The following is a 21,047-nucleotide window of genomic DNA, read 5'->3' as shown; positions in this document are numbered from 1 at the left end:
GACGGCGTGCCGCCTTGAACGATCCTCTCAGGACAGCGCAAAGAGGTCACGCCCCCCTAGTCAATCCAGGTGGTGCCGTAATTATTACTCTTTGGTATCAACGCCGCTTCAGGAGGTTTATTTCCCGCTCGACACCAATCTGCTGGCGATCCGCACCTGAGGGGACAACTCGGACAGCAGGTCGGCGAGTTCCTCTCCCGCGATCTTGAGCTCGTCCAGCGACATCGGCTCCAGGCGCTCCAGCAGGAAGATCGCGTTGGTGGTCTCCTCGGTGAGCCGGGTGCGCGCCACCTGGCGCCAGTTCCACCTGCGGCAGGTGACGCCGGTGTCGTCACGCCAGATCACCTCGCCGGGCTCCGGCTGCCCGAGCGCCTCCTCCGACGCCTCGTCGCCGGTCGCCCTGACGAGCCTGGCGGGCCCTGAGTAGTGGTCGAGGTCCTCGCCGCCGATCGGCAGCGCGTGCTTGACGCTGATCGAGTTGTACGCGTCCACGGCCTGGTTGATCTCCGGCAGCGGCAGTCTGCGGGTGAGCGCGTCGACCGACGGCCTGGTCCGCTGCGGCTTGGCCCCGAACGCCCGGTAGGCGTCCTTCCACGCGTCGATCTTGTCCGGCTGCGCCTCCAGCCGGGAGGTCGCCGCGAGCCAGGCGCGGGAGCGCTCGTCGGTGGGCCCGTTGCGCAGGCCGTGCGCGGTCATGACCAGCACCGCGAAGTCCGGACGTAGATCGAAGACGGCGTCGTCCACCCAGATGTAGTCAAGCATCAAACCAGTTTACGAGGGGGGCTTTGCGCGGGACCACCAAATTTTCTTTGCAAAATTGCCTTTGCGGTCTACTGTGAGGTCCATGGAGCATCAGTACAAGATCAGCGACCCCCAGGTGCTGAAGGTGGTCGCTCACCCGCTGCGGGTGCGGCTGCTGGGCCTGTTGCGGTCCGAGGGGCCGGCCACCGCCAGCGAGCTCGGCCGCAAGGTGGGCGAGAGCTCCGGATCGACCAGCTATCACCTGCGCGAGCTGTTCAAGTACGGCTTCATCGAGGAGGACTCCGAGCAGCGCGACGGCCGCGAACGCCGGTGGCGGGCCCGCCACCGCTACACCTCCTGGGACGCCGTCGAGATGTCCGGTACGGACGAGGGGCGTGAGGCCGTCAAGATCATGCACCTGCGGCAGGCCGAGATGGTCGGGCGGGTGATGGAGGAGTTCGACCTCGGGGAGTGGCCCGGGGAGTGGGTGGACGTGGCCGGGATGAGCGACTACATGCTCACGCTGCCCGCCGCCGCTGTGCACGAGTTCAAGCGCGAGGCCGAGGAACTGCTGACCCGCATCGCCGCCAGATACGCCGGTGACCCCGCCGCAAGCCTGGTGAGCGTCTGGTATGGCGCCGTTCCGCGCTCACGACAGGAAGAGGAGGAAGGCCGATGACCGCCCGGTCCGCGTTACGGCGCTACATGCTCGTCAACTTCCTGACCTGGCTGCCCCCCGGGCTCATGATGCCCGCCATGGTGCTGCTGATGACCGAGCGAGGGCTCAGCCTGGCCCAGATCGGGCTGTCGGTGACCGTGTTCTCGATCGTCACCGTCAGCCTGGAGCTGCCCACGGGCGGGCTGGCCGACGTCGTGGGGCGGCGCATGGTGCTGGCCGCCTCGGCCGCGTTCACCGTGGCGGGGCTCGCGATGCTGGGCCTGTCCACGACGTTCTGGATGTTCATGGTGAGCGGGGTGCTGAAGGGCGTGGCCAGGGCGCTGTCCAGCGGCCCGGCCACCTCCTGGTACGTCGACACGCTGCACGGGATCGAGGGCCCCGACGCGGACCTCAAGCCGGGGTTGGCCAGGGGCGGCGCGATGGAGTCCCTGGCCCTGTGCGCCGGGGTGCTCGCGGGCGGGGGTGCGCCGCTCCTGGTGCCGCCCTCGCTGATGTTCCCGCTGGCCGCGCCGCCCCTGCTGGGTGCGATGGCTGCGGCGGTGCTGCTGGTCGTGGTGGTGTTCGCGCTGCCCGAGCCGGCGCACGCCCGCAGGTCTCTGGCGAGCGTGCTGCGCGAGGTGCCGGCGACGGTCGTCGCGGGTGTGCGGCTGGCGACCGGAGGCGCGGTGTTGCGGCGCCTGATGCTGGCGGCGGCGAGCTCCGGCGTGGTGCTGATGAGCATCGAGCTGCTCACACCCGGACGGCTGGCCGACCTGGTCGGCACGGCGGAGCGCGGCAGCCTGGCCTACGCCGTCGTCGCGGCGCTGGGGTTCGCGGGCAGCGCGGCGGGCAGCGCGCTCTCGCCGCGCGTGGCGCGCCTGGCCGGCGGCTCGGCCAAGGGCGCGATCGCGGGGACGGCGCTGACGGCGCTGTCCGTCGGGGCGCTGGCCGCGACGGCAGGGCTCGGCGGCGTGCCGGGGCTGGTGAGCGCGGGGCTGGCCTACGTCCTGCTGTTCGTCGGCGGTTCCGTGACGGGTCTGCTGTGCCTGGAGCTCACCCACAAGGCGGTCAGCGCCGCCCAGCGCACCACCGTCACCTCGACCAGCTCGCTCTCCCTGCAGTCCGGCGGGATCGCGGCCAACCTGACGCTCGGCGTCCTGGCCGCCGCGACGGGTGTCGCCGCCGCCTGGGCCGTCGCCGCTGCGGTGATGCTCGCCTCGGTCCTGCTGTTCGTCCGGATGCCGGCGCCCGTCACAGACTCCAGTCGAGCTCGGGTCCCACAGGCACGATCCGGCTCGGGTTGATGTTGGTCTGGGTGGCGTAGTAGTGGCGCTTGATGTGGTCGAAGTCCGTGGTGTCGCGGAAGGCCGGGATCGCGTAGAGCCTGCGCGCGTACGCCCACAGCGCCGGGTAGTCGATCAGCCGCCGGACCGAGCACTTGAAGTGCGCGTAGTAGACGCTGTCGAACCTGGCCAGGGTCGTGTAGAGGCGCACGTCGCTCTCGGTGAGCGTGTCGAAGAGGAACTCCGACTCGGCCAGGCGCACCTCCAGGAAGTCGAGCGTGGTGAAGACGCGCGCCACCGCCTCCTCGTACGACTGCTGGCTCCTGGAGAAGCCGGCCTCGTAGACCGCGTTGTTGAGCCCGTGGTAGAGGCGGTCGTTCATGATGTCGACGTCGGGGCGCAGGCGTTCCGGATAGAGGTTGGGTGCGCTGCCCCACGACATCTCCAGATCGAGGGTGATCTGGGGGAAGTCGTTGGTGACGATCCTCTTGTCCCTGGTGTCCCAGACGCACGGGACGGTGTAGCGGCCCGTGTAGCCGGGGTCGGTGGCGTGGTAGAGCTCGGAGAGGTACTCCGGGTCGCCGCCGGGGATCCGCCAGCCCTTCTCGTCGCGGATGGGGTCGACGATCGTGACGTCCAGCAGGTCCTCCAGACCGAGGAGCGCGCGTACGATCAGCACGCGCTGCGCCCACGGGCAGGCATAGGAGGCGTAGACCCGGTAGCGGCCTGGCTCGGGCGGGCCGAGCCGTTCGGTGAACCGGTTCTGGCGCCGGACGAAGCGGCCATCGTCTGAGATCTCGCGGCTCGGCCTCATGCCACTAGTAGAACACGATTCGGTGCCAGAACATCGTTCGGGCAGAATCTAGCCCATGGCTAAATTCGTGGTGACCCCTGCCAACGAGGCGCAGCGGGAGGCGTGGATCGGCGGGACGATCCCCGGAGTCGAGCGGGTCCGCCCGGGTCTGTGGTCCGTTCCCGTGCCCATCCCGATCAACCCCCTGCGGTACGTCCTCGTGTACGTACTCGAACTGCCCGGCGGCGTGGTGATCATCGACGCCGGCTGGAACACCGACGAGGCGTACGACGCGCTCGTCGCCGGCCTGGGCGTGGCCGGATACGCGATCACCGACGTCAAGGGCGTTCTGGTCACCCACATCCACCCCGACCACTACGGCCTGGCCGGGCGCGTCAGGGAGATGTCGGGCGCCTGGATCGCGCTGCACCCCGCCGACGCCAGGCTGGTGCGCGAGCGTTATGACGACGACGCCATCGACACCCTCGTCGACCGGGAGCGCGCCCTGCTCGTACGCTGCGGCGTGCCGCCCCTGACCCTGGACGAGCTGGCCGGGGCCTCGATGATGATCAGGCACATGGTGTCGATGGCCAGGCCCGACCGTCTCGTGGAGGACGGCGAGGACCTCGGGCTGCCCGGCTGGGACCTGCGTGCCGTCTGGACGCCGGGGCACTCGCCCGGCCACCTGTGTTTCGTGTCGCCCGCGCGCCGGGTGCTGTTCTCCGGCGACCATGTGCTGGCCAGGATCACGCCCATCGTCGCCGTCCATCCCCAGTCGGGGCCGAACCCGCTGGCCGACTACCTCGACTCGCTGGCCGCCGTACGCAAGCTGGAGGTCGACGAGGTGCTGCCGGCGCACGAGTACCGGTTCCTTGAGCTGGCCGAGCGGGTCGATCGGGTCATGGCGCACCACGACGAGCGGCTCGCCGAGATCGAGACGGTGGTCGGCGCGGGCGACGGCGTGGCCTGCTGGGACGTGGCCACCCGGCTGACGTGGTCGCGGCCGTGGGAGACGATCCCGCCGTTCATGCGGCGCTCGGCCAACAACGAGACCCTGGCGCACCTGGCCTGGCTGGAGGCCAAGGGGCGGTTGCGCCGCGTGGCGGGGGAGCCGGATCTGTGGTTCCCCACTGACTGAGAGGTCGTGGGTGGGTAGGTCCGGGTTATCGTATTTCGTACTAGAACGTTGTTCTCCTGGCTGGAGGTTCGATGTTGCGGTTCGATGACAGGGTCGCGATCGTCACGGGGGCCGGGCACGGTCTCGGCAGGTCGCACGCGCTCCTGCTGGCCGAGCGGGGCGCCAAGGTCGTCGTCAACGACCTCGGGGGCGCGCTCGACGGCACGGGGGCCTCCGCAGGTCCCGCCGCCGAGGTGGCGGACCTCATCACGAAGAACGGCGGGCAGGCCGTCGCCAGCACCGACGACGTCGCCACGCCCGAGGGCGCCAGGGCCATCGTGCAGGCCGCCGTGGACGCGTACGGCAAGGTGGACATCGTCGTCAACAACGCGGGGATCCTGCGCGACAAGTCGTTCGGGAAGATGCCGGTCGAGGACTTCGACGCGGTGCTGGCCGTGCACGTACGCGGGTCCTACCTGGTCAGCCAGGCCGCGTACCCGCTGATGAAGGCGGCGGGCTACGGGCGCGTCGTCAACACCTCCAGCCCCGCCGGGCTGTTCGGCAACTTCGGGCAGGCCAACTACTCCACGGCCAAGATGGGCCTCGTCGGGCTGACCAGGACGATCGGCATCGAGGGCGCGCGCAACGGCATCAAGGCCAACGCCATCGCGCCCATCGCCTGGACTCGGATGACCGAGGCGCTGCTGCCCGCCGAGTTCGAGGCGAAGTTCACGCCGGAGCGGGTGAGCGCGCTGGTGGCGTACCTCGTGCACGAATCGTGCGAGGCGAGCGGCGAGGTGTTCAGCGTCGGGGGCGGCCGGGTGGCGCGGGTGTTCGTGGCCGAGGGGCCGGGCTGGAAGAGCGACGACCTCACGCCGGAGGCGATCGCCGGCAACTGGGACGCGGTCATGGCCGAGCAGCCGTACGTCCTCACGGCGGCCGACTCGATGAAGGCCATGCTGTGAGACTCCTCTGAGGCTCTGACTCCTCCCGGATCCCCGTCGCCCACCCGGCGGCGGGGATCTTTGTTGTCCGGGCCATGCCGGGAAGCCGCCGAAATGTCGGATTATTTGGCCAATAACCCAGCTTTGTTCGATCTTCGGCGGAAGTTGGGGGAGTTTGGTCGATTCTCACTCTTGATTTGCTGCATCGGTGATCTTATTGTCTCGGCATGACCCCCCAGTCGGGTTCGGCCGGAGACGTGCTGACGCTGATCAGTGCTGGCTCGGCGACGACCCGTTCCGACCTCGCCAGGCTCACCGGGCTGGCCAGGTCCACGATCTCCCAGCGCGTCGACGCGCTGATCGAGCGTGGCCTGGTCGAGGAGACCGAGAGCGGCGAGTCCACCGGCGGCCGTCCGCCGCGCCAGTTGCGCCTGCACACCGAGGACCACGCCTTCGCCGGCGTCGACCTGGGCGCCACGCACTGCCGGGTGGCGCTGCTGGACATCTCGGGCAACGTGCTCGCCGAGTGCGAGGACAAGCTGCTGATCGGCGAAGGTCCCGAGGTCGTGCTCGCGCACGTGGACAAGCGGCTCGACCGCCTGCTCGACGAGGCGGGGCGGCCGCGCGCGATGCTGCGCGCGGTCGGGATCGGGGTGCCAGGACCGGTGGAGTTCGCCACGGGACGGCCGAACAACCCGCCGATCATGCCCGGCTGGAACGACTACCCCGTCCCCGAGTACTTCGCCGGCGTGGAGGTGCTGGTCGACAACGACGTCAACGTGATGGCGCTCGGCGAGCACCGCAACGCCTTCGCCGGCGCGGGGCACCTGCTGTTCGTCAAGGTCGGCACCGGCATCGGCTGCGGCATCGTGGCCGACGGCAAGCTGCACAGGGGCGCGCAGGGCTCGGCGGGCGACATCGGCCACATCCGGGTCAGCGGTCACGACGACGCCGGGTGCCGCTGCGGCAACAGCGCCTGCCTGGAGGCCGTGGCCGGTGGGGCCGCGATCGCACGGCGGCTGACCGAACTGGGCCTCGCGGCCGAGTCAGGGGCGGACGTCGTGGCGCTCGTACAGGCGGGCAACACGCAGGCGCTGCGGCTGGTCAGGGAGGCGGGGCGGCACATCGGCGAGGTGCTGGCCGGTCTGGTCAACTTCTTCAACCCGGAGGTCATCGTCATCGGCGGCGCGTTGTCGCGGGTGCACGAGCACCTCCTGGCCGGGATCAGGGAGACGGTCTACCGCAGGTCGCTTCCCCTGGCCACACACCACCTGTCGATCACGCCGAGCCGTACGGGCATCAACGCCGCCGCGCTCGGCGCCGGAATCCTCGCCATCGAGCACTACCTGTCACCCGACAACATCAACCGCATCGTCAACGCCTCATAGAAGGATCTCCCCGATGCTGGTCATGAAAGGCATCGTCAAGCAGTTCCCCGGAGTACGCGCGCTCGACGGGGTCGACCTGGACGTACGCGCGGGCGAGGTGCACTGCCTGCTCGGCCAGAACGGCGCCGGCAAATCCACTCTGATCAAGGTCCTGGCCGGCGTTCACCAGCCGGACGAGGGCACGATCGTCTTCAACGACAAGGAAGTACGACCGAGCAGCCCCATAGACGCCATCAAGCTAGGCTTCGCCACCATTTATCAGGAACTCGACCTGGTCGACGGGCTCAGCGTGGCCGAGAACATCTTCCTCGGCCACGAGCACGCCCGCTTCGGCTTCATGAACCGGGCTGCCGCCAGACGCGCGGCCCGCGAGGTGCTGGAACGGCTGGGCCACGGTGAGATCCGGCCGGCAGCGGAGGTCGGGCGGCTCTCACCCGCCGCCAAACAGGTCGTCTCGATGGCCAGGGCGCTCTCACACGACGCCCAGCTGATCATCATGGACGAGCCGTCCGCCGCCCTCGCGCACGACGAGGTGGCCAACCTGTTCCGCATCATCCGCGAACTCACCGCCCAGGGCGTGGCCGTGGTCTACATCTCCCACCGGCTGGAGGAGATCCGCGAGATCGGCGACCGGGTCACCGTGCTGAAGGACGGCCGCACGGTCGCGGTCGGCCTGTCCGCCAGGGACACCGCCACCACGCAGATCGTCTCCCTCATGACGGGCAGGAACGTCGAGTACGTCTTCCCGCCCAGGGCCGGGCGCGAACCGGGCGAGGAGGTGCTCACCGTCGAGCACATGACCGCGCCGGGCGTCTTCGCCGACGTGTCCTTCTCCGTGCGGGCCGGCGAGATCGTCGGGCTGGCCGGGCTCGTCGGCTCGGGACGCTCGGAGATCCTGGAGGCCGTGTACGGCGCCCGCCCCTCCTCGGGCCGCGTGCTGCTCGCGGGAAAGCGCGTACGCCGCGGCGTCGTCGGCACCGTCAAGCGCGGCATGGGCCTGGCCCCCGAGGAACGCAAGGCCCAGGCGCTCCTCCTCGACCAGAGCGTCACCGCGAACATCACGCTCGGCACCCTGCCGGGGTTCGCCAGGTTCGGCTGGATAGATCGCAAGCGGGAGATGAGCGAGGCCAAGCGCCTGTCGGAAATGCTCGACATCCGGCCACCCGACCCCGAACGCCCGATCAGGACGCTGTCCGGCGGCAACCAGCAGAAGGCCGTGCTCGCCCGCTGGCTGCTCGGCGGCACCAAGCTGCTCCTGCTCGACGAGCCCACCAGAGGTGTGGACGTCGGCGCCAGGGCCGAACTGTACGCGGTGATCCGCGGCCTGGCCGAGCAGGGGATCGGCGTGCTGCTGGTCTCCAGCGAGGTGCCGGAGGTGCTCGGTCTGGCCGACCGGGTGCTCGTGCTGAGAGAGGGGGCGGTCATCCACCAGGGCGACGCGGCGGAGCTGGACGAGCACCGCGTACTGGACATGATCATGAATGGGAGGGCGGCTTGATGAGCGAGCCTGCGACGGACCGGCCCACGGCCAAGGCGGCTCCACCGGCTCAGTCGGTTCTGTCGTCGATGCGCGGGCTGGGGGAGATGCGGCATCTCGGCCTGCTCGGAGCCCTCCTCCTGTTAGTGGTCGTCGGCCTGCTCACCAGGCCGGACAACTTCGCCACCACCTCCAACGTGGTCAGCATCCTGTCGCTGGCCGCCACGATCGGCGTGATCACGGTCGGCGCCACGTTCGTGATCATCGGCGGCGGCATCGACCTGTCGGTCGGCTCGGTCATGGCGCTGGCCTCGGTCTGGGCGACGACGCTCGCCACACAGTCGTACGGGCCGGTGGTCATGTCGATCTGCGCGATGCTCGTCGGCACGGGCGCGGGGCTGGTGAGCGGGTGGCTGATCGCCTACGGGCGGCTGGTGCCGTTCATCGCCACGCTGGCCATGCTCGTCGCCGCCCGCGGGCTCGCGCAGCGCATGTCCGACCGCAGGACGCAGATCATCCAGTCGGAGAACTCCGCCATCGTGGAACTGGCGACCACGCGGGTGCTCGGCATCCCGCTGATGGTCTACATCTTCGCGCTGGTCGTGGTTCTCGGGTGGATCCTGCTCAACCGCACGACGTTCGGGCGGCGCACGTACGCGGTCGGGGGCAACCCCGAGGCGGCCAGGCTCGCCGGGATCGACGTGCGTAGGCACACGATGCTGCTCTACGCCCTGTCCGGGCTCTGCTGCGGCATCGCCGCCATCCTCATCATGGCGCGTACGACGACGGGCTCGTCCACCCACGGCGACCTGTACGAACTCGACGCCATCGCCGCCGTCATCATCGGCGGCACCCTGCTCACCGGCGGCCGCGGCACGATCATCGGATCGATCCTCGGCCTGCTGATCTTCACCCTCATCACGAACCTGTTCATTCTCAACGGGCTCAACACCAGCGACCAGCTGATCGCGAAGGGCCTGATCATCGTCGTCGCCGTTCTTCTCCAGCGACGGAACCTGAAGGAGAGAGCACCATGAGCGAGAACGTCGCGCGTAGAGGATTCCTCTTCGGCGGAGGAGCCGTACTCTTAACGGCCGGCTGCACCAGCAACGAGCCCGCGGCCGCGCCCACCACGGGGGCGCCGCAGCCCGCCCCCGCGGCGAGCGGCAACGACCAGCCGGGCACCAAGGTCGTGATCGGCTTCTCGGCGCCCGCGGCCGACCACGGCTGGATCGCGGCCATCGCCAAGAACGCCGAGGCCACCGCCAAGCAGTATTCCGACATCGAGTTCCGGCCCGTCGAGCCGACGAACGACATCAACCAGCAGATCTCCGCCGTCGAGTCGCTGATCGCGGCCAAGGTGAACGTGCTGGTCGTCCTGCCGAACGACGGTCAGCAGCTGAACCAGGTCGCGCTGCAGGCCACCGAGGCGGGCATCCCGGTCGTCAACCTCGACCGGATTTTCCCCGACAAATTGGCCTATCGGACGTGGGTCGGCGGCGACAACTACGGAATGGGCGTCTCGGCAGGCCACTACATCGGCAAGCAGCTCCAGGACAAGGGCGTCTCGAACCCCGTCATCGTGGAGATCCAGGGCGTCGCCACGCTGCCGCTGACGCAGGACCGCACCAAGGGCTTCGCCGACGCGCTGAAGACGTACGGGTTCAGCGTCACGGCCAAGCAGGACGCCGCTTTCACCGTCGAAACCGGCAACGAGGTCGCCACGTCGCTGCTCCAGGCGCATTCGAAGATCGACGCGCTCTGGAACCACGACGACGACCAGGGCGTGGGCGTGCTGGCCGCCATCAAGGAGGCGGGCAGGAACGAGTTCATCATGGTCGGCGGCGCCGGCTCGGCCAACGCGATGCGCGAGATCGAAGCCGGCACGTCGGTGCTGAAGGCCACGGTCACCTACAGCCCCACCATGGCCTCCTCGGCGATCAAGCTCGCGCGTCTGATAGCACAGGGTAAGGGCATGAGTGACCTCGTGGAGAACCAGGTTCCGCAGTCAATCACGCTCGCTTCGGAGACCATAACGGCGGAGAACGTCGCGAATTATCGGGCGCTCGGCTTCGAATCCTGATCGGGGGTTGCATGTCAGACAGAACCGCCATCGGCGTGGGCATGGTGGGCTACGCCTTCATGGGCCGTGTCCATTCCCAGGCCTGGCGCAGCGTGGGGGCCTTCTTCGACCTGCCGCTGGCACCGCGCATGGCGGTGCTGGCGGGCCGGTCGAAGGAACGCACCGAGGCGGCGGCGGCGCAGCTCGGCTGGGCCGCCGCCGAGACGGACTGGAGAGAGCTGGTCAACCGCGACGACGTACAGATCGTCGACATCTGCACGCCGGGCGACTCGCACGCCGAGATCGCCATCGCGGCGCTGGCCGCCGGCAAACACGTCATCTGTGAGAAACCGCTGGCCAACACCGTCGCCGAGGCCGAGGCCATGGTGCGGGCCGCGGCCTCCGCGCCGGGCAAGAGCATGGTGGCCTTCAACTACCGGCGGGTGCCCGCGGTCGCGCTCGCCCGCCGGTACGTCGAGGAGGGCCGGATCGGCGAGATCAGGCACGTGCGGGCACAGTACCTGCAGGACTGGATCGTCGACCCGGAGTTCCCGCTGGTGTGGCGGCTGCAGAAGGACAAGGCCGGGGCGGGCGCGCTCGGCGACATCGGGTCGCACATCGTGGACGCGGCCGAGTTCATCACCGGGCAGCACGTGGTGGGGGTCTCCGCGCTGACGGAGACGTTCATCAAGGAACGCCCGCTGGCCGCCGAGTCGGCCGGGCTCGGGGCCACCGGCACGTCGGCGACGGGCACGGTCACCGTGGACGACGCGGCGCTGTTCATCGGCAGGCTCTCCGGCGGGGCGCTGGCCTCGTTCGAGGCGACCAGGTTCGCCTACGGGCGCAAGAACGCGATGCGCATCGAGATCAACGGCTCGCTCGGCAGCCTGTCCTTCGACTTCGAGGCCATGAACGAGTTGTGGTTCAGCGCGGGCGGCGGCGGTTTCGAGCGGATCCTGGTCACCGAGCCCGAGCATCCGTACATGGACGCCTGGTGGCCGCCCGGCCACGGTCTCGGTTACGAGCACACCTTCACTCACGAGATCAAGGACTTCCTGGAGGCGATCGCCACCGGAGCCGACCCCACGCCCTCGTTCGCCGACGGGCTGCGGGTGCAGCGGGTGCTGGCGGCGGTCGAGCAGAGCGCGGCTGACGGCAGCCGCTACACGAACGTGGAGGACTGACGTATGCGACCAGTCACGCTGTTCACGGGACAGTGGGCCGACCTGCCGTTCGAGGAGGTGTGCAGGCTGGCGGCCGAATGGGGCTACGACGGGCTCGAGATCGCGTGCTCGGGCGACCACTTCGACGTGGCCCAGGCCGTGGCGGACCCGTCGTACGTGGAGCAGAAGCGCGCCCAACTCGACAAGCACGGGCTCAAGGTCTGGACGATCTCCAACCACCTCGTCGGCCAGGCCGTCTGCGACCTCATCGACGAGCGCCACAAGGCCATCCTGCCCGCCCGCATCTGGGGTTCGGGCGACCCGGAGTCCGTACGCCAGGCGGCGGCCGAGGACATGAAGAACACGGCCCGCGCCGCGTCGCTGCTCGGCGTGGACACGGTGGTGGGCTTCACCGGCTCGTCGATCTGGCACACGGTGGCGATGTTCCCGCCGGTGCCGGCCTCCATGGTCGAGGCCGGCTACCAGGACTTCGCCGACCGCTGGCACCCGATCCTCGACGTCTTCGACGAGGTGGGGGTGCGCTTCGCCCACGAGATCCACCCGAGCGAGATCGCGTACGACTACTACACGACCGTACGGACCCTGGAGGCCATCGGTCACCGGCCGGCGTTCGGCCTCAACTGGGACCCGTCGCACATGGTGTGGCAGGACCTGGACCCGGTGGCGTTCATCCTGGACTTCAAGGACCGGATCTACCACGTGGACTGCAAGGACACCCGCATGCGCGTCGGCGACGGCCGCAAGGGCCGGCTGTCCTCGCACCTGCCGTGGGCCGACATGCGCAGGGGCTGGGACTTCGTCTCGACCGGCCGGGGCGACGTGCCCTGGGAGGACTGCTTCCGCGCGCTGAACTCGATCGGTTACGAAGGGCCGATCTCGATCGAGTGGGAGGACGCGGGGATGGACCGGCTGGACGGGGCTCGGGAGGCGCTGTCCTACATCCGCACCCTCAACTCCATCACCCCCCCGTCCACGGCCTTCGACGCCGCCTTCTCCACCACGTAACCACCTCCGGCCGGGTGATGTTTTCCTTTCACCAAGGCCGCCGCGATGAAAGGATACGGCTTATCCTTTCATCGCGGCTGGGGTCGTGAAAGGATAACCGCCATGGCGGCATACCTTGAGGCGACGTGGCCCGCGGCATGGGATGCCCCGAGCCGACGGGACAGGCGCGGTGGCGTTTACCGCCCGTACGTGCCCGATCGGGTGACGGGCGGGAGTCTCGTCGTGTCGCCGGACGTCGCCCAGGAAGCCGCCAGAGCCGAACATGTGGTGCGACGGCTCACCGCGCATTCCGCCGGCCACAGCGTGGACGGCCTGGCCCGCTTTCTCCTTCGGTCGGAGGCGATCGCCTCCTCGCGCATCGAAGGGCTCCAGACATCCCCGCAGCAGGTCGCACTCGCCGAACTGGCGGCGCGGCACGAGATCGGCGTGTCGAAGGGATTCACCGCGACGGCGGCTCTGGTGGCGAACAATGTGACGGCGCTCCGGCAGGCGGTCACCGAACTCGTCGCCGTCGAGGCGGTCACGACCGCGGACATCGTCGCCTTGCAGAGGGTGCTGCTTCCCGGGGAGAAGCACAACGGGCTACGTGAGGTACAGAACTGGGTGGGCGGGGGTAACTGGCATCCGCTGGATGCCGAGTTCGTTCCGCCGCCGCCTGAGCATGTCCGGCCGTTGATGGACGATCTCGTGTCGTACATCAACACCGCGGAACACGCTCCGCTGGTTCAGGCCGCGCTGACGCATGCGCAGTTCGAGACGATTCACCCGTTCACCGACGGCAACGGCAGGGTCGGCCGGGCGCTGGTTCACACCGTGCTCACCCGGCGCGGTCTCACTCCGCATGCGATCCTCCCGATCAGCCTGGTTCTTCTCACGCGATCGGATGCCTACATCGAAGGTCTGACCGCGTACAGGTACGCGGGAGACCCCCGGTCGGCGGAGGCGCGACAGGGAGTCAACGCCTGGCTGCGGGTGTTCCTCGCGGCCACCGCCACCGCCGTCGAGCAGGCGGAAAGGTTCGCCGACGAACTCGACGAGATGCACGACGAGTGGTCAGAAAGGCACCGCCGGTTCCGGGAGTCGCAGGGGCTGCGGGCGGTGCCCCGGGCCGATTCGGCGGTGGCGCGCCTGCTGAACCTGCTGCCCTCGGCACCTCTCGTGACCGCTCGTACCGTGCAATCCCTGCTCTCCGTCACGCATCCGGCCGCGCGGCAGGCCCTGGAAGAACTCGCCGGGGCGGGCATCCTGCACCCGAAGCAGGTCGAGCGGAACACCACGGGCTATCTCGCTCGCGACATCTTCGATCTCCTCACGCTGACCGAGCGCCGCCTGGCCAGCACTCGCTGGGACACCCGCGAGTCATCCCCAGGCCGGATCGTACCCGCCCGCCCGCAGAGGTGAGGACGGGACGAGCACGTGCGCCGGGGGTCAGTCCATGAGGACGATCTGGCGGAGGACCTCGCCGGCGCGCAGGGCCGCGACCGCGTCGTTCAGGTCGCCGAGGCGGATGCGGGCGCTGATCAGCGACTCCAGGTCGAGCTGGCCGGACTTGTGGAGCTTGGCGAAGTAGGGGAAGTCGTGGCGTACGTCCGCCTCGCCGTACAGGCTGGACAGCAGGTTCTTGCCCTCGAACAGCAGGCTGAACGCCGAGATCGACACCATGTCGTCCAGCGCGCCCGCGCCGACCACGACCACGTCGCCGCCCGCCCGCGTGACCTGCCAGGCGCTCTGGATCGTGGCCGACTTGCCGACCACCTCGAAGCCGTAGTCGAAGCCGGCGCCGCCGGTGAGCTCGGTCAGTGCGCCGGGGACCTCCTCGGGTGTCACCGCGTGCGTCGCCCCGACCTTCTTGGCCAGCGCGTGCTTGGACTCCAGCGGATCGATCGCGAGGATCGTGCGCGCGCCGGACAGGCGCGCGCCCTGGATGACGGAGAGGCCGACGCCGCCGCAGCCGATCACCGCGACCGTGGAGCCGGGGCGCACCTTAGCGGTGTTGATCGCGGCGCCCACCCCGGTGGTGATGCCGCAGCCGATCAGCGCCGCCGCCTCCCAGGGCACGTCGTCGTCGATCCTGATCGCGCCCTGCCACGGCACGATGATCTCCTCGGCCCAGGTGCCGCACCCCGCCATCCCGAACGCCATGGCCCCGTCGCCGCCGAACCTGAAGGCGCCCTTTCTGAAGGACTCGATCATGTACTTCGCGCACAGGTACGGCTGCCCGCCCACGCACAGGTCGCACTCCTGGCAGGCCGGACGCCAGCTGATCACCACGTGGTCGCCCGGCTTGACCGAGGTGACGTGCTCGCCCACCTCGACCACCTCGCCCGCGCCCTCATGGCCGGGGATCAGCGGCACGGGCTGGGGCAGCACGCCGGACATGGCCGACAGGTCCGAGTGGCAGACGCCGGTCGCCCTGATCCGTACGCGTACCTCCGCCGGCCCCACCGGAGCCAGGGTGACGTCGTCGCGGATGTCGAGCTTGTCGTTGCCTACGGCGTGCAGGATCGCGGCGCGCATGTGAGGTTCCTCCTGGGCGCTTGGGGTCATTCCTCGAGGGAAAGGGCGGCTTTGGGGCAGGACCTGACCGCGTGGCGGACCTGGTCCAGCCTCTCGGGGGGTGGTTCGGGGAGGAGGATGTGAAGGTGGTCGTCGTCGTCGACCTCGAACACCTCCGGCGCGAGTCCCATGCACACGGCGTTGGCCTCGCAGACCAGTTCGTCCACTTTGACTCTCATGTGAGCCTCCTGTGGTCCCATGAGACCACTTTGGTGCGCTCCACGACGTACGCGACCCGCTTGAGCCCGGTCGTCTCCACGTAAGGACGCAGCAGGTCGTCCGGGACGCCGGGGTTCGTGCGGCGGGCGACCAGCATGCCGACGGCCATGACGTGCGCGCGGTCGTGGACCTGCTTCGCCTCGCCGTACAGCAGGACGCCGCGCAGTTCGTCGTAGCTCTCGCCGACCTCGACCAGGCAGCTCACGCGGGGGTCGCGGGCCAGGTTGCGGGCCTTCTGCGCCTTGGCGTAGGTCCAGAACGCGATGTGGCCCGAGTCCAGGCCGTAGAACATCGTGACCAGGTGCGGCGTGCCGTCCGGGTTGATCGTCGCGAGCTGGAGCTTGCGTGAGCCCTCCAGGAACGCCGTGACGTCGTCGTCGGACATCGCGATGCGAGCGCGCTGCTTCACGTTGCAAGTAGAACAGGTTGCAGATCAGCCCGGCAAGTGTTCCCTGGAATGTTATTCGGTTGGACTAGGGTTCATCTCTATGACGATGCCGTCACGCCTGCTCTACGCAGCCAAGCACGCCAAGGGATTCATGCCGCCGGAGGAGGGTCTGGCCCTGTTCGAGGCGGCCTGCCGGTACGGCGGGCTCGGTCCCATCTGCGAGATCGGCACCTACTGCGGCAAGTCCGCGATCTATCTCGGTGCGGCGGCGAGGGAGGTCGGGTCCGTGGTGGTCACGGTGGACCATCACCGCGGGTCCGAGGAGATCCAGCCGGGGTGGGCGCACCACGATCCGACGCTGGTCGACCCCCGGTTCGGCAAGATGGACTCGCTGCCGACGTTCCGGACCACGATCTTGGCGGCGGGGCTGGAGGAGGAGGTCATCGCGATCGTCGGACGGTCGGAGCAGGTCGCCCAGCTGTGGAACACGCCGCTGGGGATGCTGTTCATCGACGGCGGGCACTCCGAGGAGCCGGTGACCCGCGACTACGAGGGCTGGGCGCCGCACGTCGTGCCGGGCGGGGCGTTGGTCCTGCATGACGTCTTCCCCGATCCCGCCGACGGCGGGCAGGCGCCGTACCGGGTCTATCGGCGGGCGCTGGAGTCCGGCGCGTTCGGCGAGGTGGCGGTGAAGGGCTCGCTGCGCGTCCTCGAACGCGTCGGCCAGGGGATCTAGCCGCCCGCCTCTCCCCGGCCTCGCCAGGGGCGGGAGAGCAGCAGGGCGGCCAGCATGCCGACGTACCCGACGAGGGCGCGGTCGGCATGACCGGGGAGCGGCGCGAGCAGATCGTCGACGGGCTCAACCAGCTCGTCGCGGTCCTGGAATCCCGGACGAACGCCCCGGGCTGACAGAGGCGCCGGCCCCTGGGCGGGTGCTGCGGGTCCGGCGGCGGTGCGGGCCGGGGGGGAGGCGGTGGTTCAGTGGTGGTGGCGGCGGTTCCATGAGCGGCGGGTGTGGGCCTGCCAGCGCCGGAAGTCGTCGTGCGTGTGCGCCTCGTGCCCGAGCGCGATGAGCGCCCGGTCGGTCCACGAGGCCGCCTCCTCCGGGGCAGCGTCGGCCAGGAGCGGCACGGCCTGCGCCGTGTGGCCGGGCAGCGCACCCGACCGCAGCCGGGCGGCCACGGCGAACGCGCACCCCTGCGCCAGGTGGGCACGGAACCCGTCGGACGCCGCGTGCTCGGTCAGCCGCCAGAGCTCGTCGGACTCGGCCCCACCCGTGTACGTGGCCGCGAACCCGACCCCGCTCCACAGGTCGGCCCGCCGCCCCGCCGGGTAGGCCCCGACCCTGGCGCCGACGTCGTCGGGCGAGGCGGAGTCGTGGTACCAGAGCAGCCGGCCGAGCCCCTGGTCGAAGATCGCGCAGTGGGCCCGGCTGAGCAGGCGGGGCATCGTCCGCTCGCCCACCATCCGGTCGGCCCTGGCCAGGCTCCACTGGAAGCCGAACCCGTCCATGGCCAGCCACCGCAGCAGCGGGTGAGCGCGTCGCGCGCCGCGTGCGGGCCGCAGGCACAGCAGCGCGTATCCGCGGCCGGCGCCCAGGTAGGCGGCGTGCCGGTGATGCTGGGCGGGGCCGGCAAGTAGCTCGTGAAGGCGCCGGCCCCGGGTCAGCGTAAGAAGATCGAGTACGGTGCAGGCCGCCGCGGCGCCCTCGTAACCGAAAGGCCGCTGCCCAGGCGAAATTTCCTCGATTTTCTCGACTTCCCGCGACATCACTGCGTTGAAGCCGAAAACATACGATTTTTCGGCATCGGTGAATACTGCCCGAGAAGCTCCATTCCTCAGCCGGAACCTCCGCCGACTCAGATCGGACTCCAGCGGATCCTTGACCAGAAACCTCCGCAGCCTCTTGGCCGCGCTCAGTGTCGGTCCCGGTGTCGGCTCGGTCCCAGCCTGGTCCAAGAACGATGTTGTGCCCGTGTCGCCCACGCTTCCCCCGAAGACGCCTCGTACGGCCACTCCCGAAGCTAGTAACCCCAATGCGCCGTTCATCGGCGGCGCACCGGATTTCATCGGCAAAGAACCCGCAAAAGCCCTTGTGAGGTTGGGGCTCCGGGTGGTCAGGCTCCTTCGCCCTGCAGCCCTTCCGCGGCCTGCGGCGGCACCCACGGTCCCGTGCCCGCGCCGCAGCCGCAGACGTCGGGATCGAACACCGACATCCCGTCGACGTCGCGGAACAGGCCAGACCCCGGCGACAGCTCCAGCAGCGCGTCGGCCGCCAGGACGACGGCGGCGGCCGTGTAGCCGGAGCGTTCGTGGGGGAAGTGCTTGCGGTTGGCGAACTGCCAACCCGTCCAGTACGAACCGTCCTCGTGCCGCAGATGCTGGATGTCGGAGAACAGCGTGACCGCCCGCCCCCGGTCGCCCACGGCGTCGAGCGCCAGCACCAGCTCGCAGGTCTCCGCCGCGGTCACCCACGGCTGGTCCGACACGCACCTGATGCCCAGCCCCGGCACCACGAACGTGGCCCACTCGCGCTCCAGCAGCTCGTACGCCTGCCGCCCGCGTACCGCGCCGCCGAGCACCGGGTAGTACCAGTCCATGGAGAAGCGGCTCTTGTCCGCGAACGCCTCGGGATGCGCCGCCAGCACGTGCGCCAGCCGGTCGGCGGCCAGCTCCCAGTGCGGCTGCGGGTCACCCAGGTGGTCGGCGAGCAGCACCCCGCAGCGCAGCCCCTGGTGGATGGACGAGCACCCGGTCAGCAGCGCGTACGCCGCCGCCCTGCCCTGGGCGTCGCGTTCCCAGACGATCTCGCCGCGCTCGGTCTGGAGGCCCGCCACGTAGTCGAGCGCGGCCTTGACCATGGGCCAGCTGCGCTCGGTGAAGGCCAGGTCGCCGGTGACGAGGTGGTGGTGCCAGACGCCGGCGGCGACGTAGGCGGCGTGGTTGGTCTCGCCGTTCAGCTCGGTGGGCACGCCGTCGACCAGCTTCATCGGCCAGGAGCCGTCCGCGCGCTGGTGCCCGGCCAGCCACGCGTATCCGCGCCGTACGGGCTCCGCCAGGCCCGCGACGGACATCGCCATCAGGCACTCGACGTGGTTCCACGCGTCGACGTGGCCCTCCGGCCACGGCACGCCGCCGTCGTCCTGCTGAATCGCCGCGATGCTCTCGGCCGTTCGCACGACCTCGGCATGGGAGATCATGGCTTTCTGACGTAGAGGACCAGGCTCTTGCCGATGATCGGATTGAGCACGGTCTCGGCGATCCTGGTCGCCGCAGGGCGCTTCATGATGTCCCAGACCAGCAACTCGTGGTATGCCTTCGCGAGCGGGTGCTCGTCGTTGTTGACGCCGACCGCGCACTTGAGCCACCAGTACGGCGCGTGCAGCCCGTGGGCGTGGTGGTGGGGGCCGATCTCGAACCCGGTGGACTTCAGCTTGGCGGACAACTCAGCCAACGTATAAATCCGGACATGTCCCCCGGGGGCCGTGTGGTAGTCCTCGTCCAGCGCCCAGCAGATCCGCTCGGGCAGGAAGCTCGGCACGGTCACGGCGGTCGTTCCGCCGGGTTTGAGCACGCGGAAGATCTCGCGCATGGCCGCCATGTCGTCGGGGATGTGCTCCAGGACCTCGGCCGCGATGATCCGGTCGAAGGTGCCGTCATCGAACGGCATGTCGAGCGCCGTGCCCTGAACGGTCTCGGCGGTTGCCCCCGGGGGCACCTCGCCCGCCTTGTCCATCGCCGCGAACATGGCCGCCACGCTGTCCAGCTCCGACTGGTCCATGTCGAACGCGGTCACGTCCGCCCCCCGGCGCAGCACCTCGAAGGCGTGCCTGCCGCCGCCGCAGCCCAGGTCGAGCACGCGTACGCCGGGGCCTACGTGGAGCCTGGCGAAGTCGACGGTCAGCACTGTTTCTCCTTGCGTTCGGCTATGGCCTCGCGGTAGGCCTCCACGGTCTTCTTCGCGACGACGCGCCAGGTGTAGCGCTCCATGACCCGGTCGTATCCCGCCCGGCCGACCCGTTCGCGCTCCTCGGGGGAGTCGTGCAGGCGGCGCAGCACCGTGGCCAGCTCCTCGGCGTCGCCGGGCGGCACCTGCACGGCCGCGTCCCCGACGACCTCGGGCAACGCGCCCGTACGGCTGGCGACCAGGGGGGTGGCGCAGGCCATGTGCTCGACGGCGGGCAGTGAGAAGCCCTCGTAGAGTGACGGCACGACGGAGATCTCCGAGGTGGAGATCAGCTCGCCCAGCTCGTCGTCGGAGATGCCGTGCACGAAACGTACCCGGTCCTGGAGTGACAGCTCCTGGACGAGCTGCTCGGTGGGGCCGCCGGGGGTGGGCTTGCTGACGACGGTGAGGTGCACGTCGCGTTCCGTGGCGAGCTTCGCGACGGCGCGCAGCAGCGTCGCGACGCCCTTCATGGGGGAGTCCGCGCTGGCCACCGCCACGATCGAGCCCTTGCGCCTGGGCTTGTCAGGGCGCGGGTGGAAGTAGCGGGTGTCGACGCCGAGCGGGATGAGCCGCATGTTCGCCTGGGGGACGTTGAAGTCGCGGTGGATGTCGGCCAGCGACGATTCGCTGACGGTCAGGATCGGGCTGAGCCGGGGGGCGACGCGGGACTGCATCTTCACGAACCCGTACCAGCGGCGCATGGTCAGCTTCTTCGCGCCCTCGGCGGCCTCGAGCTCGATGCGGCGGTCGACGCTGATCGGGTGGTGGATGGTGCCCACCACGGGGAACAGCTTCTGGATGCCCAGCAGGCCGTAGCCCAGTGTCTGGTTGTCCTGTACGACGTCGAAGTCGCCGGCCCGCTTCTTCAGCTCGCGGTGGGCCCGCAGCGTGAACGTCAGCGGCTCGGGGAAACCGGCCGTCCACATCGTGCTGACTTCCAGCCAGTCGATCCAGTCGCGGTATTCGTGCAGCTTGGGCGTCCTGAACGGGTCCTCGTCGCGGTAGAGGTCGAGGCTGGGCACCTCGCGCAGGATGACGCCCTCGTCGAGTTCGGGGTACGGCTGGCCGGAGAACACCTCGACGTGGTGCCCGAGGGCGACCAGTTCGCGGCTCAGGTGCCGGAGGTAGACGCCCTGGCCGCCGCAGGTCGGCTTGCTGCGGTAGGACAGCAGCGCGATCCGCAGCGTTCGATCCTGCACGGACACCCCTTTCTCCGCCGGTAAGGCCCAGATCCGGGCATGTACCGTGAAAGATGACCTTAGTCCGAGAAGGCTACCATTCGG

General features: G+C 69.6%; 21 protein-coding genes. 12 read left to right on the top strand and 9 right to left on the bottom strand.

What is annotated here, in order from left to right; genetic code table 11:
* Window positions 1-117: 117 nt before the first annotated feature.
* Entirely contained in the window at window positions 118-762 is a 645-nt protein-coding gene (locus ITP53_RS13595; RefSeq protein ID WP_195895728.1) for a B3/B4 domain-containing protein, read from the bottom strand.
* Between the two features lie 82 nt (window positions 763-844).
* Between ITP53_RS13595 and ITP53_RS13590 the strand changes: the two genes are divergently transcribed.
* Both ITP53_RS13590 and ITP53_RS13585 read left to right on the top strand, forming a co-directional pair.
* The gene (locus tag ITP53_RS13590) at window positions 845-1,420 is read left to right on the top strand and encodes a winged helix-turn-helix domain-containing protein (protein ID WP_195895727.1); all 576 of its coding nucleotides are present in this window, start codon (window positions 845-847) and stop codon (window positions 1,418-1,420) included.
* On the top strand, window positions 1,417-2,703 hold the full coding sequence (locus ITP53_RS13585; RefSeq protein ID WP_195895726.1) for an MFS transporter: 1,287 nt from the start codon (window positions 1,417-1,419) through the stop codon (window positions 2,701-2,703). The genes ITP53_RS13590 and ITP53_RS13585 overlap by 4 nt, the downstream gene beginning before the upstream one ends.
* Here ITP53_RS13585 and ITP53_RS13580 read toward each other — a convergent pair.
* Entirely contained in the window at window positions 2,651-3,496 is an 846-nt protein-coding gene (locus tag ITP53_RS13580) for a glutathione S-transferase family protein (RefSeq protein ID WP_195895725.1), read from the bottom strand. The two genes, ITP53_RS13585 and ITP53_RS13580, sit on opposite strands and share 53 nt — an antisense overlap.
* Window positions 3,497-3,551: 55 nt before the next feature.
* Here ITP53_RS13580 and ITP53_RS13575 point away from each other — a divergent pair, with 55 nt between their 5' ends.
* The 9 genes from ITP53_RS13575 to ITP53_RS13535 all read left to right on the top strand — a co-directional run bounded on the left by ITP53_RS13575 (window position 3,552) and on the right by ITP53_RS13535 (window position 14,053).
* Window positions 3,552-4,613, top strand: a complete 1,062-nt coding sequence (locus ITP53_RS13575; RefSeq protein ID WP_195895724.1) for an MBL fold metallo-hydrolase — start codon at window positions 3,552-3,554, stop codon at window positions 4,611-4,613.
* 71 nt (window positions 4,614-4,684) lie between these two features.
* Window positions 4,685-5,557: an SDR family NAD(P)-dependent oxidoreductase gene (locus ITP53_RS13570; RefSeq protein ID WP_195895723.1), complete on the top strand. Its 873-nt coding sequence runs from the start codon at window positions 4,685-4,687 to the stop codon at window positions 5,555-5,557.
* 206 nt (window positions 5,558-5,763) lie between these two features.
* Window positions 5,764-6,924, top strand: a complete 1,161-nt coding sequence (locus tag ITP53_RS13565) for an ROK family transcriptional regulator (protein ID WP_195895722.1) — start codon at window positions 5,764-5,766, stop codon at window positions 6,922-6,924.
* 13 nt (window positions 6,925-6,937) lie between these two features.
* Window positions 6,938-8,422: a sugar ABC transporter ATP-binding protein gene (locus tag ITP53_RS13560; RefSeq protein WP_207755927.1), complete on the top strand. Its 1,485-nt coding sequence runs from the start codon at window positions 6,938-6,940 to the stop codon at window positions 8,420-8,422.
* A complete protein-coding gene (locus ITP53_RS13555) occupies window positions 8,422-9,438 on the top strand; it encodes an ABC transporter permease (protein ID WP_195895721.1) in 1,017 nt (338 codons plus the stop codon). The genes ITP53_RS13560 and ITP53_RS13555 overlap by 1 nt, the downstream gene beginning before the upstream one ends.
* Window positions 9,435-10,484 carry an ABC transporter substrate-binding protein gene (locus tag ITP53_RS13550; RefSeq protein ID WP_195895720.1) on the top strand — a complete coding sequence of 350 codons (1,050 nt, stop codon included), beginning with the start codon at window positions 9,435-9,437 and terminating at the stop codon, window positions 10,482-10,484. Before ITP53_RS13555 ends, ITP53_RS13550 begins: the two co-directional genes overlap by 4 nt.
* Window positions 10,485-10,495: 11 nt before the next feature.
* Complete coding sequence (locus ITP53_RS13545) at window positions 10,496-11,647, top strand: Gfo/Idh/MocA family protein (RefSeq protein WP_195895719.1); 1,152 nt, start codon at window positions 10,496-10,498, stop codon at window positions 11,645-11,647.
* Between the two features lie 3 nt (window positions 11,648-11,650).
* A complete protein-coding gene (locus tag ITP53_RS13540) occupies window positions 11,651-12,652 on the top strand; it encodes a sugar phosphate isomerase/epimerase family protein (protein WP_195895718.1) in 1,002 nt (333 codons plus the stop codon).
* A 102-nt stretch (window positions 12,653-12,754) separates the two neighbouring features.
* The gene (locus tag ITP53_RS13535; protein WP_195895717.1) at window positions 12,755-14,053 is read left to right on the top strand and encodes a Fic family protein; all 1,299 of its coding nucleotides are present in this window, start codon (window positions 12,755-12,757) and stop codon (window positions 14,051-14,053) included.
* Window positions 14,054-14,080: 27 nt separating this feature from the next.
* On the opposite strand, the gene ITP53_RS13530 is transcribed toward ITP53_RS13535, so the two are convergent.
* The 3 genes from ITP53_RS13530 to ITP53_RS13520 are packed head-to-tail and all read right to left on the bottom strand — an operon-like array spanning window position 14,081 to window position 15,836.
* Window positions 14,081-15,169: a Zn-dependent alcohol dehydrogenase gene (locus tag ITP53_RS13530; protein WP_195895716.1), complete on the bottom strand. Its 1,089-nt coding sequence runs from the start codon at window positions 15,167-15,169 to the stop codon at window positions 14,081-14,083.
* 26 nt (window positions 15,170-15,195) lie between these two features.
* Window positions 15,196-15,387: a ferredoxin gene (locus ITP53_RS13525; protein ID WP_195895715.1), complete on the bottom strand. Its 192-nt coding sequence runs from the start codon at window positions 15,385-15,387 to the stop codon at window positions 15,196-15,198.
* Window positions 15,384-15,836, bottom strand: coding sequence for a pyridoxamine 5'-phosphate oxidase family protein (locus ITP53_RS13520; protein ID WP_195895714.1), 453 nt, complete (start codon window positions 15,834-15,836; stop codon window positions 15,384-15,386). Before ITP53_RS13520 ends, ITP53_RS13525 begins: the two co-directional genes overlap by 4 nt.
* Before the next feature lie 79 nt (window positions 15,837-15,915).
* Here ITP53_RS13520 and ITP53_RS13515 point away from each other — a divergent pair, with 79 nt between their 5' ends.
* Entirely contained in the window at window positions 15,916-16,551 is a 636-nt protein-coding gene (locus tag ITP53_RS13515) for a class I SAM-dependent methyltransferase (protein ID WP_407941237.1), read from the top strand.
* A gap of 242 nt (window positions 16,552-16,793) precedes the next feature.
* Here the strand turns inward: ITP53_RS13515 and ITP53_RS13510 are convergent, their stop codons facing one another.
* The 4 genes from ITP53_RS13510 to ITP53_RS13495 all read right to left on the bottom strand — a co-directional run bounded on the left by ITP53_RS13510 (window position 16,794) and on the right by ITP53_RS13495 (window position 20,969).
* The gene (locus tag ITP53_RS13510; protein ID WP_236050782.1) at window positions 16,794-17,864 is read right to left on the bottom strand and encodes a DUF1702 family protein; all 1,071 of its coding nucleotides are present in this window, start codon (window positions 17,862-17,864) and stop codon (window positions 16,794-16,796) included.
* A gap of 68 nt (window positions 17,865-17,932) precedes the next feature.
* Window positions 17,933-19,015 carry a glycoside hydrolase family 15 protein gene (locus ITP53_RS13505; RefSeq protein ID WP_195895712.1) on the bottom strand — a complete coding sequence of 361 codons (1,083 nt, stop codon included), beginning with the start codon at window positions 19,013-19,015 and terminating at the stop codon, window positions 17,933-17,935.
* Window positions 19,012-19,722, bottom strand: a complete 711-nt coding sequence (locus tag ITP53_RS13500) for a class I SAM-dependent methyltransferase (protein WP_195895711.1) — start codon at window positions 19,720-19,722, stop codon at window positions 19,012-19,014. The genes ITP53_RS13505 and ITP53_RS13500 overlap by 4 nt, the downstream gene beginning before the upstream one ends.
* Window positions 19,716-20,969: a glycosyltransferase family 4 protein gene (locus tag ITP53_RS13495; protein WP_195895710.1), complete on the bottom strand. Its 1,254-nt coding sequence runs from the start codon at window positions 20,967-20,969 to the stop codon at window positions 19,716-19,718. The genes ITP53_RS13500 and ITP53_RS13495 overlap by 7 nt, the downstream gene beginning before the upstream one ends.
* Window positions 20,970-21,047 lie beyond the last annotated feature (78 nt).

Origin of the sequence: Nonomuraea cypriaca (assembly GCF_015645445.1) — a bacterium.
GTDB lineage: Bacteria > Actinomycetota > Actinomycetes > Streptosporangiales > Streptosporangiaceae > Nonomuraea > Nonomuraea cypriaca.
This window is presented reverse-complemented; position numbering and strand designations above follow the sequence as displayed.

What these genes read in the sequence shown, in the direction of transcription:
- ITP53_RS13570 (WP_195895723.1), top strand. Translation starts at nt 4,685, where the DNA reads ATGTTGCGGTTCGATGACAGGGTCGCGATCGTCACGGGGGCCGGGCAC.
- ITP53_RS13510 (WP_236050782.1), bottom strand. Translation starts at nt 17,864, where the DNA reads ATGAACGGCGCATTGGGGTTACTAGCTTCGGGAGTGGCCGTACGAGGC.
- ITP53_RS13585 (WP_195895726.1), top strand. Translation starts at nt 1,417, where the DNA reads ATGACCGCCCGGTCCGCGTTACGGCGCTACATGCTCGTCAACTTCCTG.
- ITP53_RS13580 (WP_195895725.1), bottom strand. Translation starts at nt 3,496, where the DNA reads ATGAGGCCGAGCCGCGAGATCTCAGACGATGGCCGCTTCGTCCGGCGC.
- ITP53_RS13575 (WP_195895724.1), top strand. Translation starts at nt 3,552, where the DNA reads ATGGCTAAATTCGTGGTGACCCCTGCCAACGAGGCGCAGCGGGAGGCG.
- ITP53_RS13595 (WP_195895728.1), bottom strand. Translation starts at nt 762, where the DNA reads ATGCTTGACTACATCTGGGTGGACGACGCCGTCTTCGATCTACGTCCG.
- ITP53_RS13560 (WP_207755927.1), top strand. Translation starts at nt 6,938, where the DNA reads ATGCTGGTCATGAAAGGCATCGTCAAGCAGTTCCCCGGAGTACGCGCG.
- ITP53_RS13565 (WP_195895722.1), top strand. Translation starts at nt 5,764, where the DNA reads ATGACCCCCCAGTCGGGTTCGGCCGGAGACGTGCTGACGCTGATCAGT.
- ITP53_RS13555 (WP_195895721.1), top strand. Translation starts at nt 8,422, where the DNA reads ATGAGCGAGCCTGCGACGGACCGGCCCACGGCCAAGGCGGCTCCACCG.
- ITP53_RS13535 (WP_195895717.1), top strand. Translation starts at nt 12,755, where the DNA reads ATGGCGGCATACCTTGAGGCGACGTGGCCCGCGGCATGGGATGCCCCG.
- ITP53_RS13515 (WP_407941237.1), top strand. Translation starts at nt 15,916, where the DNA reads ATGACGATGCCGTCACGCCTGCTCTACGCAGCCAAGCACGCCAAGGGA.
- ITP53_RS13545 (WP_195895719.1), top strand. Translation starts at nt 10,496, where the DNA reads ATGTCAGACAGAACCGCCATCGGCGTGGGCATGGTGGGCTACGCCTTC.
- ITP53_RS13540 (WP_195895718.1), top strand. Translation starts at nt 11,651, where the DNA reads ATGCGACCAGTCACGCTGTTCACGGGACAGTGGGCCGACCTGCCGTTC.
- ITP53_RS13550 (WP_195895720.1), top strand. Translation starts at nt 9,435, where the DNA reads ATGAGCGAGAACGTCGCGCGTAGAGGATTCCTCTTCGGCGGAGGAGCC.
- ITP53_RS13530 (WP_195895716.1), bottom strand. Translation starts at nt 15,169, where the DNA reads ATGCGCGCCGCGATCCTGCACGCCGTAGGCAACGACAAGCTCGACATC.
- ITP53_RS13590 (WP_195895727.1), top strand. Translation starts at nt 845, where the DNA reads ATGGAGCATCAGTACAAGATCAGCGACCCCCAGGTGCTGAAGGTGGTC.
- ITP53_RS13525 (WP_195895715.1), bottom strand. Translation starts at nt 15,387, where the DNA reads ATGAGAGTCAAAGTGGACGAACTGGTCTGCGAGGCCAACGCCGTGTGC.
- ITP53_RS13505 (WP_195895712.1), bottom strand. Translation starts at nt 19,015, where the DNA reads ATGATCTCCCATGCCGAGGTCGTGCGAACGGCCGAGAGCATCGCGGCG.